The following is a 14,096-nucleotide window of genomic DNA, read 5'->3' as shown; positions in this document are numbered from 1 at the left end:
GAAGACTAGTAATGAAAAAAATCTCTATATATATGTTTATCGCAGCGATGTTCTTCGGAGCAATTAGCTGCGAGGAAAAGCTGGACATCAATTCTGACCCATTGGCGTCTACAATTGCTGACCCTGCTACGATCATACCAAATGTTTTGGTATCATATGAAGCTAGAAAGCAAACTGAGCTTGGAACTCGAATCATGGACGTTCCTCAACATTTCTCAGCTTGTTTCAACTCGCCTCGTGCAGGTATAACCACAAGTTTCTTGACAGGTAACACCTGGTTCATGTACTACAACCTTGTGTTGGGTAACCTGGTATTGCTAGAGAATGATGCGAGAGCAGCTGGTGAAGTTCAGAATAACGTAACTGCATTTGCAGTGATCATGAAAGCCCTGGCTTTCTATGAGTTGTCAGTTATTTTCGAGCAAATTCCATTCACCGAAGCATTGAATGGTATCGATTTCCCTTCTCCTAACTTTGATTCACAAGAGACTGTACTGAAAGGTACTGTTGATATGTTGGACGAAGCAGTATCATTGATCGCTGCTATCCCTGCAGAAGGTGCATTCCCTATCGGGTCTGAGGATTTCATCTACGGTGGTAACATGGCGAATTGGGAGCGATTTGCTAACTCTTTGCAGTTGCGTATTTTGATGTTGATCAGAAATGCTGATCCTGGATACGCTGCTCCTAGAATTGCTGACGTTCTTACTCGTCCTTTGATCACAGAGCTCGGACACGTAGCAAGATTCCCTTTCTTTAACAATGTTGGTAATCAAAATGCATTTGCAGATTTGAACAATACCTTCTTTGGAACTGAAAACAATGAAGTTGTTGGTGTTTACGCTGCTTCTCCTGTCTTAAGGGATCTTTTGGTAGATAACAGTGATCCTCGTTTGGGTATCTTTCTTACTGATATCAACGGTGGTGATGATTACGATACGCCTCCTTACGGTAGCTTCTCTTTTGGAGCTTTCGGAGCAGTTGTATCAACTGGTATGATCCGTTACAACTTCCCAGCTGTATGGTATACGCCTGCTGAGACTGCACTTTATCGTGCTGAGTTGGCTTTGGCTGGCGAGGTAACTGGTGATGCTGATGCACTGACTCAGGAAGGTGTTACACTTGCTTTGCAGTACTATGGTGGTGCTATTGACGGTGCTACTGCATCGATCGCACAAGCTGATATCGATGCTTTTGCAGCGACTTTCGTTGGTGTTACTCAGCAGCAGATTCATGAGCAGCAGTACCTTGAAACTTTCATGCGACCAGTAGTTTCCTGGAACCATGTAAGAAGAACCAGAGTTCCTGAGCTTGATGAAGTACCAGGCGCTGTAATTGATGATTTCCTTCAGCGATTTTCATTCCCTCCTGATGAGGTTGGAGCGAATCCAAATACTCCTCCTCAGGCAGTGGATAATGCAGTGAAAATGTGGTTTGCCCTTTAATTTCAAAGAATTAATTGATGAAAAATTTAGTATATATTCTTTTTGTTGGCATTATCCTGTCATCTTGTGATGGATTCGATCTTTCGGATAATGGCCTGGATAACCTTCAGGATCTTCCTGAGTACGTAGCATTTAATGCGCCAGGTTTGAATGCCACTTTGCCTCCCTTCGATGAGACAGAAGGATCTAGTGTAGATTTGATCGTTGAGGCTCCTGCTGGAACGCTCGAAGATATCGTAGTATCTTACTCATTTGGTGGAGATGCCGTATTTGGTGTTGATTTTAACGTTGCTGGTGCATCTGCTGCAGGTGGAACGGTAACTGTTGAGCACAATATCAATCAAGCGGGTACTGAAACCACGGGTGGTGTAGCCTTTACTGATCGTGGTAATATTGCTGTTGAGTTGTTGAGTGACGCAGTTGTAGATGGAGATAAAGTCCTGACTGTAACACTTACTTCTGCTGCTAGAGGTTCAGAAACCATTGCTGTTGGCCGTGGTGGAACTGACTTCCTTCGTGTAGCGACAGTAAATATTGCTGATGAAGATTAATTGAAAAGCAATTTCTAATTGTTATAAAAGCACTTGCACTTGTTGTAAGTGCTTTTTTTATGCTTAATAATACATGACAATGAAAAAAATCTTAACTATCGTAGCATTTACGCTGATTTTTGGTGGGACTTATGCTCAAGTATCAAATGATCCCAACCTGCTTGTGAAAAATAGGGGAAGCATGTTTGGGTACATCGATACTTTCGCTCCGGACCCTGAAATAGAAGGAGATTATCTGTACTTCAAAGAAACAGTTCCGGTAACATTATATCTCAAAGATGGGAAGGGGACTTATAATATTGAAAATGCCAATATTGATCTGATCAATAAGGCAGTACTGGTAGACATCAAAGACAACATGTATTCCATCAATTACTCAAAAATTGACTCGGCATTGTTTCAAGGTCTGCGAGTAATGGACTATCAAACTAAATCTGATGCTATCAATACAAGCATGATGGCCTTGATCATGGATAGTAACAGTAAATCCACGCTGTATAAAACGGTGGATGTCCAGGTAATCAAACCTACCTACAACGAGGCATTGGACACAGGGAACAGAAATTATACCTTACAGCACAAAGTCAAATATTTCATCGATGTGAAAGGGAAAGGCGTAATTGATCTTTCCAGGAAGTTAAAGTCCTTCAAAGGGACGGACTACTTTAATGAGGTGAAGCAATTTGTTAAACAATACGGAACAGATTTTTCATCGGATAAAGACGTTCGAAAATTGAATAGATTCATCACGACGATTATCTGATTTGCCTTTTGGTTAAGGCATCCATTTGGTGGTCAGATACGGTATAGGTATCAAAATGTGTTTTTAGGGAGGTAGTATGAGAAGGAGAAGAGTAAGTTTTGGATTAGCCGTGATGGTAGTTGTTGTATTCATGGTGGTTGGGTTGCTTGAAAAGCCAGACCAGGTTCCACAGCGAGTGAAGATGAAATCCAGGATTGATGGGGTAAGGCACATTCATCAAATGATCAAGACCAAAACTGGTCAGGAGGACATTGGCTACTCTGATGAATATTTATCCCTGGCTATTGCTAAGTCAGGAGATCGATCAAAAGAACAGGCTAAAGTATCGAATGATATCCCCTGGGTAGAACGCGGCCCGGGCAACATAGGAGGGCGAACTCGATCAATATTAGTGGATGCTTCAGACGTGTCCAATAATACCTGGTTGGTAGGAACTGCAGGTGGGGGCATCTGGAGAACAACAAATGCCGGAGATGCATGGACCAACGTCACTCCCAACATGCCAAACCTGGCAACAGTTACCATAGCTCAATCGTCTGCTAATCCAGGTATCATGTATGCAGGTACAGGGGAAGGTGGATTAGGCGGAAATTTTGTCAATGGTATAGGTATTTATAAGTCACTGGATGGGGGCTTAAACTGGGCAATTTTGCAATCTACTACTGGCGAAAATGTAAGCAACTTCTTAAACACAAACAGGATCATCGTTCATCCGGAAAATGCCAATCTACTCTATGCGGCCACTTCCAACGGGGTACGACAGGACTTCATTTCAGGTATTTTTAAAAGTGAGAATGGAGGCCTTTCCTGGGAACAATTGCTGGAAGCTAACTCACGTGTTCAACAATTGGCATTTGACCCGGAAGACCCGAATACCATTTACGCTTCTTTGATCCTCAACGGGATTTATAAAAGCACTGACGGAGGAGCTAGCTGGTATGAGACACCTCTAAGCAGCATCGTTCTTGCAAGTGGTGGGGAACCGGGTAGGACCGAATTTGCCATCGCGCCAACAAATCCTAATAAAATCTATGCTTCTGTCGCTTATAACAGAAGAACGGGTTCAGGACTATATTGGTCCACGGACAAAGGGGAAAGCTGGAAGGAGATCAGAGATCCGGCGCAGGACGGTACCGATTTTCTGCTTCAGGGAGAATATGATAATTCAATAGCTATTGATCCGTCCGATGAAAATAAGGTTTACTGGGGTGGGGTTGAATTATGGACAGGTACGGTAGATGAAATGGCAATTGGAACTTCTACCAGAGACTTCATTGGTGTGGATCAAGAAAATACGGAAACGTTTTTATCTTTTGTGAACTTTAACGCAGGGACGCACTTTGGTAACAGGCTCTTAATCGGAAATCCGCAAAATACCCCAAACATTGAGATTCGTTTTGGAGGGCTTACACAAAAGGCACATCGCTTTCATGTACCTGTAGGCGGAAATGCAGGAGTTCCTGCGAATGATTATACCTACCAGGATTACGTTGACGTTCCTTTTGAAGTGTGGGATATCGATGCGAATCGGCAGCTCATGGTTTCTTTTAGAGATCAATCCAGAGATGGTGCATTCAATCTAAATTTTCGCGGATTAGATGCGGATGAAAGCATCAATAGGGAGTACATATTCATTCACAACAGGTCGTATGATGCGAATACACCGGATGTGGACCTTACCGTAGATGGAGGTCATGAAAATGATCAGTTGGTCTTTGTCTGGCCGACTCTAACGGATGGAGGAACCTGGGATCCGGACAACCTTCCTTCGTCTGTTTTTCGAATGAAATTTGCAGTGATCCAATTTCAGGAGGGGAATATCATTGAAATGCCAGGTACAAATACCGTTCATGATGATCATCACTTACTGACCTTCGCTGGTGATCGCCTGATATCTGTCAACGATGGGGGTGTAGCCTTTAGTGATAACAAAGGCCTCTTATTTACGGAACGGGAGACCGGCCTGGTGACCAGTCAGTATTATAGCGCAGATAAGAAACCCCGGGCACAGGTCTACATCGGCGGCACACAAGACAATGATGTGAATTTGTCATCTCTAAATCCGTCTATTTCAACTTCCTGGGACGACAATGCATTTTTCAACTTCTTTGGAGATGGTTTTGAGGTAGTTTGGAACAGAGACGGTCGTAGGGTCCTGGGATCCAATCAATTCAATTTTATTTTCAGATCAGATGACGAAGGGGCAAATTGGTCGGAATCACGTGCGGGTATTTCGGATTCTGATTTTTTTGGAGAAGATCCCGATGCCCCATTCTTTACCAAAATTGCGTATTCTAAGCTGGGGCCTGACAGGACATTTGCGGTCAGCGACAATGGTATTTGGGTTAGCCAGAACTTTGGAGAACGGTGGTCTATCAGGAATGTCAGCAACCAATGGGGAGGGGCGTTAGATATAGAAGTGTCAGATGTGGATACGGACGTAGTTTGGGCAGGTGGTGCGATGGATGCAGATCGCAAGTTATTTGTATCAACAGACGGAGGAAATGTCTTCAATACGGTAAATGTATTTGAGGCGTATCCTGATAAAGGGAACATTACTACCATCGTCACCGATCCAAACGATCGTCAAACTGCGTATGTGGTGTTTTCCCAACCAGCTGAACCGAAAATTATCAAAACCACTGACCTTGGACAGACCTGGACAGATATCTCAGGATTTGTAGATGGAGTTTCCACCGTAGGTTTTCCTGATGTAGGTACTTTTAGCCTGTTGGTGTTCCCTGATCCAAATCGCATGTGGGCTGGAACGGAAATTGGTGTCTATGAAACCCTGGACGGTGGTGCGTCCTGGAACATTCTACCCAATAGTTTTCCTGCTGTTACGGTTTGGGACATGAAAGTTGTAGATGGTGAAGTGATCATGGCTACCCATGGACGCGGTATATGGACAGCTGATATGGGGATCGATTATCCTAGTCAAGAGTTGCTATTGAATGCAAATGAACCCATTGAAGAAGAACCTGTTGTTTATCCTAATCCATCACAAGGTAAGTTTAGTGTGATTATTGACGGAAGGCCCATTAATCGCCTTGAGGTCTGGTCTTTAGAAGGTAAGCTCATTCAAGTATTTGATGAACCACAAGAAAGTTATTCACTCGATCAAAAGGGACTGTTTCTTACTCGCATCTATCAGGAAGGGAAGATCATAACTGGCAAATTGGTGATTGATTAAGTTTAGTACACTTTGATAATATAAGGAAGAGGGGCTAGATGGCCCCTTTTTCATTTTATTTTTGTAAATCGAGTATTGTATAATGATTCATGAATGATCAATGAGGAGATCTGTACACAAAGGGGCTTTATTACTACTATTGTTACTGGCTTTTGTTCAGGTGCCGAAAGCGCAGGAAACATCAATTGCACGTGAGTGGAATGAAATCCTATTACAAGCCATCCGCGATGATTTTGCAAGGCCTACGGTACACGCCCGTAATTTGTTCCACTCTTCCATCATCATGTATGATAGCTGGGCATTTTTTCAACCGGGGCGACCAACCTATTTTCTAGGCAGGACCATCCATGGTTTTGAGACGGACATGCCAGCCGTGCCGGTGGAAAATGCCGGAAAAGAGGAGATCAGAGAGGTCCTCAGTGTGGCCATGTATCGGTTACTGGAATTTCGATTCAGGAATTCTCCGGCTTACCCTCCTTTGATCAGAGAAATGCGCGACAGAATGGAAGCATGGGGTTATGGAGCTTATTTTTCTGACCCACCTAATGACCTGGCCGTACTTGGAGAACTGATTGCTGAAAATGTCATAACCTATGGACTGCAGGATGGAGCCAATGAGTCATCCAACTACGGTAATAATTTTTATGAGACCGTCAATGACGCCCTCGATCCTGAAATTCCGGGTAACCCAAATCTTTCGGACCCTGATCGCTGGCAACCACTGGACCTGGGGATGTTCATCGATCAATCAGGAAACCTCATCGATGGGGCCATCGATTTCCTAAGCCCGGAATGGGGGTTTGTGTCACCGTTCGCGCTTACGGAAGAAGATAAGACGGTTGAAATGCGGGATCAGGAAATGTTTGTTTATCATGATCCCGGGCCACCGCCCTTATTTTCTGATGAAGACAACTCATTGTACAAGTGGGGGTTTGAGCTGGTCGCTATCTGGGGGTCACACCTCGATCCGGCAGATGAAGTGATGTGGGATATTTCACCAGGTCGAATCGGGAATGTTCCTTCATTACCTACTTCTTTTTTTGAAATGCTGGAATTCTACAATCTGGTAGATGGGGGTGATCCAAGTCTGGGATGGGATGAAAATCCTGCAACCGGACTGCCATATGAGCCGCAAATGGTGCCTCGTGCGGATTATGCGCGTGTACTGGCGGAATTCTGGGCTGATGGACCGGATTCTGAAACACCTCCCGGCCACTGGTTTACGATTCTCAACTATGTCAATGATCATCCACTGTTTGAAAAGCGATTCAAGGGCGAAGGAGAGGTATTGGATGACCTGGAATGGGATGTAAAGGCCTATTTTGTTTTAGGAGGAGCCATGCATGATGCTGCGATTGCTGCCTGGAGCATCAAGGGTTGGCACGATTATATTCGACCAATATCCGCCATTAGGTATCTCGCTGATCTGGGGCAAAGTACCTTTCCTGAAGGAATGTCCTATGATCCCAACGGTATTTCTATTTACGATGGTTTGATTGAATTAGTGGAAGTAGGGGATCCATTAGCAGGAGATAACGATGAACATGTAGGGAAGATCAAGTTGTATAGTTGGCGTGGCCCAGAATATATCGATGATCCTGATACTGACCTGGCGGGGGTAGGATGGATATTGGCTGAGAACTGGTGGCCCTATCAACGACCGACATTTGTAACGCCTCCTTTTGCAGGTTATGTGTCCGGACATTCGACCTTTTCCAGGGCAGCTGCAGAAGTAATGACTTTGTTGACTGGTGATGAGTTTTTCCCAGGAGGAGTAGGTGAGTTCGAAGCAAAACAAAATGAGTTTCTGGTGTTTGAGGAAGGACCCAGTCAGGATGTCGTATTGCAGTGGGCGACGTATCGCGATGCTTCGGATCAAACCAGCTTATCTAGAATATGGGGTGGAATACATCCTCCGGCGGATGACATTCCAGGAAGACTCATTGGTATAGAAGTAGGCATTGATGCATTCAATTTCGCAGAATTTGTCTTTGGAAATGATCTGGTGCTTTTGCTGGATCGTCTGGAGGCTAAATTGGAAGTGTTTCCAAATCCATCTACAGTCGGTCATGTGATTGCTATTGATGCGGGTTTTGCTTTTAAGGAAATGAATATTCGATTGATTGATTTACAGGGGAGAACGCAATATCGCGAATCGATCAGTAATGAAAATGGAAGTCAGGTTACGTTCAACATGCCGGAAGTAAGTGCAGGCCTGTATTTGATGCTGTTCAATATTGATGGACAGCAATTCACCCGACGAATTCGAATTCGGAAATAACTACTGCTACTCACTTTTAACCACTAATTTTGCGGCTTATTTTCAATTGATCGAAAAATGAGTTCTGTCTCCGAAATCAAATTCAAAGTACAACTGGATGACCAAAGCATTCCCGAGAAGATCGAGTGGGATGCTGACCATAAGGATGTTCCTGGCTGGAGCGAAACCAAGTCCATTTCCATCGCGCTTTGGGACCATCTCAATAAAAACTCGCTTCGAATGGACCTGTGGTCTAAGGAGATGCCTGTCGATGAAATGAAGCGCTTCTATGTGGATTGTGTGGGTGGATTGGCTCAAAGCATACTCAATGCAACTGGCGACGAATACATGGCTCAGGAGCTAAATGCCGTTTGTGACCGATTGGTCGAACACGTGAAAAAGGAATTCGGGTAAGTTCCTTTTTGACCAAAATACGATTGGTTTCCATTTCGGTTTGCTATTTTTAAAACGATGGGACATGACTACAAATATTTAAAGGGGCTCAGGACCCGCCTATTTATTGTCGTGTTTGGTACGAATACCCCAGCAGGTAAGCTATTTGATATCGTACTGCTCTGGGCGATTGTACTGAGCATCATACAAGTCATGTTGGAAAGTGTTCCTTCCATGAACGCGCGGTTCGGTAGTTTCTTTGAAGTAGCAGAATGGGCATTTACCATCCTGTTTACCGTGGAGTATACGCTTCGACTGTTCATCGAGCGAAAACCAACACGCTATGCGTTCAGCTTTTACGGCATCATTGACTTCCTGGCGTTATTGCCTACTTACCTAACACTATTCCTTGCCGGTGGAAGTTACCTGGTGGTCATCCGCGCCATTCGTTTGTTAAGGGTTTTCAGGATACTGAAGCTTTCCCGATACATGGGGGAAGCCAATGTGATCACCAGTGCTCTTGCGGCAAGTCGTTACAAGATCATGGTGTTTCTTGGAGCTGTATTTACGCTGGCCATCATCACGGGAACACTAATGTACCTGATCGAAGGGGGTGAAAACGGATTTACAAGCATTCCCAGGAGTATCTATTGGGCCATTGTGACCATCACTACCGTGGGTTATGGAGACATTGCCCCACAGACGGTTGTTGGGCAGTTCCTCGCGTCTTTTATCATGCTAATGGGTTATGCCATCATTGCAGTGCCTACGGGAATTGTAACTGCGGAGATGACGGCTGCGACGATGGTGGAAAAAACCTCTAAGAGTACAGTCCAGATCTGTCCAAATATTGAATGTGACATGATCACCACGGATATGGACGCCAACTACTGCAAAAGGTGTGGGGAGAAGTTTAAGAAAGACAGAGAACACTCTCACGACTAAATCCCTTCCTTCGCCACTCTTACGTGCATTTCATTGACTTTCATCAAGGCCGCTGATCCATACCAGGGATGAAGTTCCATGGCCAAGCTTCCTGCTTGGATGGCCGGATCTGAAGCGGCAAGTTTTTCTGCTTCCTCAAGAGACTCCACTGCGAAAATATAGATGCCCCGGATATTCGTATCGTCCATGAAGGGGCCTGCTAAAATTAGTTTACCTTCTTCCGCCAGACGAGTGATGTTATCGAGATGTGCCCTCTGAAGTTGGTCCGCTTCTTCTTGTGGAAGGTCACGATTGGGGCCTGTCTTGAGGTACGCAAACACATATTGGCGCATGCCATATTGGTCCGCACCAACCTCAGCTGCTAATGCCGGATCATACCCTGAAGATTCAGGCGCTTCTGCCACTTCTCCCGAAGGCGTGCTACAGCTAAATATGCCTGCTATCAGAAATAAGGTGAAAAAATGCTTCATGTTGAGGAAGGTTATATGGTATAACCTCCGTCGGCTGTATAAACCCCGCCGGTCAGAAAACCGGAAGCGTCTGTTGCCAAAAGCAAGGCCAGTCCGGCAATGTCGATGGGTTGTGCGACATCTGGCAAAGCTTGCTTGACCATGACATGTTTCAGGATGTGTTCATTGGAAGTCAATGCTTCACTGAATTTGGTTTCTACCAATCCTGGACAAATAACATTGGCACGAACACCTGCTTTGCCCCATTCACGGGCCTGTACTTTGGTTAGCGCAATCAATGCAGATTTACTGACACTATACAATCCCAGCCCCTGACCTGGAGTAATGCCTTCGATGCTACTGATATTGATGATAGATCCTTTGACTTCTTTGAGGTGTGGAAGTGCTGCTTTGCACAGTGCCCAGGGACCTTTCACATTGACATCCATGATTTTATCAAAAGCCCCAGGATCAGCTTCTTCCACGCCACCAAATACCGGATTGGTCGCGGCATTATTGACAATCACATCGATGGAACCAAAAGCCTCGACCGTTTGATCCACCAACTTGGGAATGGTATCGAAATCTCCCATGTGACAAGCAATGCCCTTGGCCTGGATACCTTGTTTGGCGAATTCCTCCGCTACCTCGTCACAGGCTTCCTGTTTACGACTGGAGATCACCACATTGGCGCCTTGTTGTCCAAAGGCCTCTGCAATAGCAAGTCCAATTCCTTTACTGGCGCCGGTTACAATAGCTGTTCGTCCGGAGAGATCAAATTTTTCAATAATTCCCATGCAATCAAATTAAGTCAGTTCTCCGAAATTATCCATAATTCAGTAAATCCGGGTGAGTAAGCTCCAGGATTATTAAGAGGAAGCCATGGATGGCGATGATTTTGAGGTATGAACGAGTAGCAGCTTATCATTGGCTCCATGTCATTCACCTTCAACTTGCAGGGATCTGTCGAATAAGTAGGTACGTATATTAATGAGGTCAATATCTTAGAGATAGCTTTTCAAACACCACCATTATGATTGCTCGCTTCTTCAAAATCTTACTTGTTCCTCTACTCTTCTCACAATGCGTAAGTAAAGAGAAGACACAACAATTGGTGGTGGAAGCCAGTATCAGATCAGGTGAGCCGGTAGAAAACATCAGTGTCAGGTTAGTTGATAAGCATGGCTTGGAACATGCCAAACCCGTATCCAATGCTGACGTGAGATTACTCTCACAAGGCGTCACCTACTTACTTAATGAAATTGCTGGTAAACCTGGTTTTTATGGCTACTATGGCTCTGATCTGGAAATTGTTTCCGGCCAGGAATACATGCTATGGGTACAGCATGAAGACGCAGTGGCAGTTACTTCAACGGTGATCAAAGCAGACACCCTTGTTAAAGGCGAAATCGAAAATGGATTGGGCTATTTTGTAGCCAAGGAATAAGTAATCATTCACTCCTCAACACCTTCACCGGATTGATTGTGGCAATTTTTAATGCCTGATAACTCACTGTGATCAATACGAGCATAGCGGTTAACACACCCGCAATTGCAAAGGAAAGCACACCGACACTGACGTGATATGCAAAACTCGATAACCACTCGTTGAGAGCATAAAAGGCAATTGGAATTCCGATCACGAAGGCCACACTGATCAAAATGATAAATTCCTTAGAGAAAACAGCAATGATGTGTGGTAGTGAGGCACCCAATACCTTTCGAATGCCCATTTCCTTACTCCGCTGATTGACCACATAAGTAGCAAGAGCAAATAGCCCTGTGCAGGACATGATGATTGCGATGTACGTAAATATGTTGAACATCTTAGCGGTATTGTTATCTGATTCATACTGTTGCTGAAGATCCTGATCCAAAAACGAATAGTTGAAATTCTCTTGACTCATTTCCTGCCATAGCCTTTCAATTGAACGAATTACTTCTGTAGTGTTAGTTGAATTTACACGAACCACCACATTGGATAAGGAAACCCCGGGCGAGGTATTAAAGACGATCATCGGCCCAACTTCAGAATGAAGGGAATAGAAATTATAATCCTTGACCACTCCGATGATGGTTCTTTCTGGCCCCCTGGAGCCATCCGCTGTTGCGGAATACAATTTGTGATTGTTTGCTTCTTCAATGCCCATAGCAATTAAAAAAGCCTCATTCACAACAACTGACAAAGAGTCATCAAACCGCTCCTCGAAAAATCGGCCTTCTATCAGTTCAAAATCCATGGCATTGAAATAATTATCATCTGCGGAACAAGTATTGGCTCTTACATCAGGAATTTCAGGATTGGTGCATTTAAAAACGCCACTGCCGTGAAATGAACCTGGAAGCAAAGTTGCCGCACCAATTTCCATTACACCTGGAATGGAAGCCAATTCATTTTGAAAGGACTGGTAGTTTTCTGCAAGATTAAACGCCTGTTTTACCACCAATACATTATCCTGATCAAAGCCGAGGTTTTTATTTTGGAGGAAGTCCATTTGTTGAAATGCCACAACAGACCCAGAGATCATCACGATGGAAATTAGGAATTGGACCATGATCAGCGCATTCCTAAGCCAAACGCCTTTACTGCTGGATTTGAAACTTCCCTTGAGTACTCTGGAGGGAAGTAATGAAGAGATGCTTATGGCTGGATATAGCCCCGAAAGTACGCCGGTTAATAAAATAAAAGCGAGTATACCCCCAATAGCTACTGGATGAATGAGCGTAGAGTAGTGTAGGTGAGTGCCCACTAGTTGATTGAAATTGGGAATGAACAGGTACAATACTCCAAGGGCAAGTATGGATGACAAAAAGCAGATGAATACTGATTCTGTCAGGAATTGACCGATGAGAATACTCCTAAATGAACCTAGCACCTTGCGAATGCCAACTTCTTTGGCACGTTCCGTAGATCGGGCGATAGAAAGGTTGATGAAATTGATTGAACTAATGATCAGGATGAAAAAGGCGATAGCGGTTAATACATACACAAAGGCCAGGCTGCCATTTGGCTCTACCTCTACATCCAACTGCGACTCAAGGTGAATAGAAGAAACAGGCTGCATGTAATATTCGAAAGCATGTCCAGCCTCTTGCCAATCAGCACCAAGCGAGGAAGAAAGTTCGGCATTACCATTTTTAGCCACCATGTCATCAAATTGCGCTTCCAGGGCGTCCGGATCAGCACCTTCGTGTAGCTTCACATAGGAATAGACCCAGGGATTGGTCCAGTTGTTCGTTGCAATGGCCTGATCCAGAAAACCTAGCCCGGTAATGGTGCCAAGCAGGTCAAAATGGATGTGCGAATTATCCGGAATGTCTTCAATAACCCCTGTGATTTCAGCGGTCTGACCACTCAGGTTGATGGTGCGATTGAGCGCGGCATCTGTCCCGAAATACTTCAAGGCGGTAGATCGTGTGATCACTACCGAAGATTCCCCATCCAGGGCAGTGGCTGGATTACCATGGATAAATGGATGTTCAAAAACCCGGAAGAAAAGCGAGTCAGCAAAGAGAAAACGTTTTTCAATGAATGCCTTGTCTCGACCCTCAATTTGCACCGGTATTTCGTTTTGGAAGAAGAGTCGATGCAGGCGGGTGGCTTCCTCTACTTGCGGATAGTCTCGCTTTAAGACAGGTGCAAGATTGATAGAAGAGGTGCCAAAATCCTTGGTTCGGGTGGGATAGACCCGATGAAGGGCTACCCGATAGATACGCTCGCTATTCGAGAAAAATTGGTCATAAGAAGTTTCGAAGTGCACATACAAACCAATCAGGATCATGCTGGCAATGCCCACGGAAAGGCCAATGATGTTGATGAAAGCGTAGACTTTGTTCCTCGCCAGGTTGCGATAGGAGATCTTGATATGATTGATCGTCATCATGGTATGATTGAGTTTTTGAGTTTTTCTAAGAATATGGGGGCGGAGGAAACGGAAAGCTTCCCACCAATAGATCAGTCTTGCAAGCCAAAGAGACTTTTCCATGTTATCGAGGAACTGCTCTTCGAGATCACCTAATACTTCGTCTTTCCAGGTATCATCACAGAACCATTGAACAAAATATTGGGCAAGTTTAGGTGGCCGGCGACTCATGGT

At 44.5% G+C, this 14,096-nt stretch carries 11 protein-coding genes; 8 read left to right on the top strand and 3 right to left on the bottom strand.

The features are described 5' to 3' along the window. Nucleotides 1-11 precede the first annotated feature (11 nt). From R8G66_23725 to R8G66_23695, 7 genes are all read left to right on the top strand, one after another. Nucleotides 12-1,445: a SusD/RagB family nutrient-binding outer membrane lipoprotein gene (locus R8G66_23725; protein MDW3195407.1), complete on the top strand. Its 1,434-nt coding sequence runs from the start codon at nucleotides 12-14 to the stop codon at nucleotides 1,443-1,445. A 17-nt stretch (nucleotides 1,446-1,462) separates the two neighbouring features. After that, the gene (locus tag R8G66_23720) at nucleotides 1,463-1,996 is read left to right on the top strand and encodes a hypothetical protein (protein MDW3195406.1); all 534 of its coding nucleotides are present in this window, start codon (nucleotides 1,463-1,465) and stop codon (nucleotides 1,994-1,996) included. Between the two features lie 79 nt (nucleotides 1,997-2,075). Next, complete coding sequence (locus R8G66_23715) at nucleotides 2,076-2,759, top strand: hypothetical protein (protein MDW3195405.1); 684 nt, start codon at nucleotides 2,076-2,078, stop codon at nucleotides 2,757-2,759. A gap of 76 nt (nucleotides 2,760-2,835) precedes the next feature. Beyond that, nucleotides 2,836-5,952, top strand: coding sequence for a T9SS type A sorting domain-containing protein (locus R8G66_23710; protein MDW3195404.1), 3,117 nt, complete (start codon nucleotides 2,836-2,838; stop codon nucleotides 5,950-5,952). Between the two features lie 100 nt (nucleotides 5,953-6,052). Next, nucleotides 6,053-8,233, top strand: coding sequence for a T9SS type A sorting domain-containing protein (locus tag R8G66_23705; protein ID MDW3195403.1), 2,181 nt, complete (start codon nucleotides 6,053-6,055; stop codon nucleotides 8,231-8,233). A 57-nt stretch (nucleotides 8,234-8,290) separates the two neighbouring features. Then, the gene (gldC, locus tag R8G66_23700; protein ID MDW3195402.1) at nucleotides 8,291-8,626 is read left to right on the top strand and encodes a gliding motility protein GldC; all 336 of its coding nucleotides are present in this window, start codon (nucleotides 8,291-8,293) and stop codon (nucleotides 8,624-8,626) included. Between the two features lie 57 nt (nucleotides 8,627-8,683). After that, nucleotides 8,684-9,550, top strand: coding sequence for an ion transporter (locus tag R8G66_23695; protein MDW3195401.1), 867 nt, complete (start codon nucleotides 8,684-8,686; stop codon nucleotides 9,548-9,550). Here the strand turns inward: R8G66_23695 and R8G66_23690 are convergent. Both R8G66_23690 and R8G66_23685 read right to left on the bottom strand, forming a co-directional pair. Continuing rightward, nucleotides 9,547-10,020, bottom strand: coding sequence for a YciI family protein (locus R8G66_23690; protein MDW3195400.1), 474 nt, complete (start codon nucleotides 10,018-10,020; stop codon nucleotides 9,547-9,549). The genes R8G66_23695 and R8G66_23690 overlap by 4 nt on opposite strands. An 11-nt stretch (nucleotides 10,021-10,031) precedes the next feature. Continuing rightward, on the bottom strand, nucleotides 10,032-10,796 hold the full coding sequence (locus R8G66_23685; protein MDW3195399.1) for a glucose 1-dehydrogenase: 765 nt from the start codon (nucleotides 10,794-10,796) through the stop codon (nucleotides 10,032-10,034). A gap of 236 nt (nucleotides 10,797-11,032) precedes the next feature. Between R8G66_23685 and R8G66_23680 the strand changes: the two genes are divergently transcribed. Next, complete coding sequence (locus R8G66_23680) at nucleotides 11,033-11,446, top strand: DUF4249 family protein (protein MDW3195398.1); 414 nt, start codon at nucleotides 11,033-11,035, stop codon at nucleotides 11,444-11,446. A 4-nt stretch (nucleotides 11,447-11,450) separates the two neighbouring features. Here the strand turns inward: R8G66_23680 and R8G66_23675 are convergent, their stop codons facing one another. Beyond that, nucleotides 11,451-14,093: an ABC transporter permease gene (locus R8G66_23675; protein MDW3195397.1), complete on the bottom strand. Its 2,643-nt coding sequence runs from the start codon at nucleotides 14,091-14,093 to the stop codon at nucleotides 11,451-11,453. Nucleotides 14,094-14,096: the final 3 nt, after the last annotated feature.

Source organism: Cytophagales bacterium (assembly GCA_033344775.1).
Taxonomy (GTDB): Bacteria; Bacteroidota; Bacteroidia; order Cytophagales; family Cyclobacteriaceae; genus JAWPMT01.
Note: the sequence above shows the minus strand (reverse complement) of the source record. Positions and strands in the feature narration are given on the sequence as shown.

Excerpts from the sequence above, each read along its gene's own strand:
- R8G66_23675 (MDW3195397.1), bottom strand. The coding sequence starts at position 14,093 with ATGAGTCGCCGGCCACCTAAACTTGCCCAATATTTTGTTCAATGGTTC.
- R8G66_23690 (MDW3195400.1), bottom strand. The coding sequence starts at position 10,020 with ATGAAGCATTTTTTCACCTTATTTCTGATAGCAGGCATATTTAGCTGT.
- R8G66_23705 (MDW3195403.1), top strand. The coding sequence starts at position 6,053 with ATGAGGAGATCTGTACACAAAGGGGCTTTATTACTACTATTGTTACTG.
- R8G66_23720 (MDW3195406.1), top strand. The coding sequence starts at position 1,463 with ATGAAAAATTTAGTATATATTCTTTTTGTTGGCATTATCCTGTCATCT.
- R8G66_23685 (MDW3195399.1), bottom strand. The coding sequence starts at position 10,796 with ATGGGAATTATTGAAAAATTTGATCTCTCCGGACGAACAGCTATTGTA.
- gldC (MDW3195402.1), top strand. The coding sequence starts at position 8,291 with ATGAGTTCTGTCTCCGAAATCAAATTCAAAGTACAACTGGATGACCAA.
- R8G66_23695 (MDW3195401.1), top strand. The coding sequence starts at position 8,684 with ATGGGACATGACTACAAATATTTAAAGGGGCTCAGGACCCGCCTATTT.
- R8G66_23715 (MDW3195405.1), top strand. The coding sequence starts at position 2,076 with ATGAAAAAAATCTTAACTATCGTAGCATTTACGCTGATTTTTGGTGGG.
- R8G66_23710 (MDW3195404.1), top strand. The coding sequence starts at position 2,836 with ATGAGAAGGAGAAGAGTAAGTTTTGGATTAGCCGTGATGGTAGTTGTT.
- R8G66_23680 (MDW3195398.1), top strand. The coding sequence starts at position 11,033 with ATGATTGCTCGCTTCTTCAAAATCTTACTTGTTCCTCTACTCTTCTCA.
- R8G66_23725 (MDW3195407.1), top strand. The coding sequence starts at position 12 with ATGAAAAAAATCTCTATATATATGTTTATCGCAGCGATGTTCTTCGGA.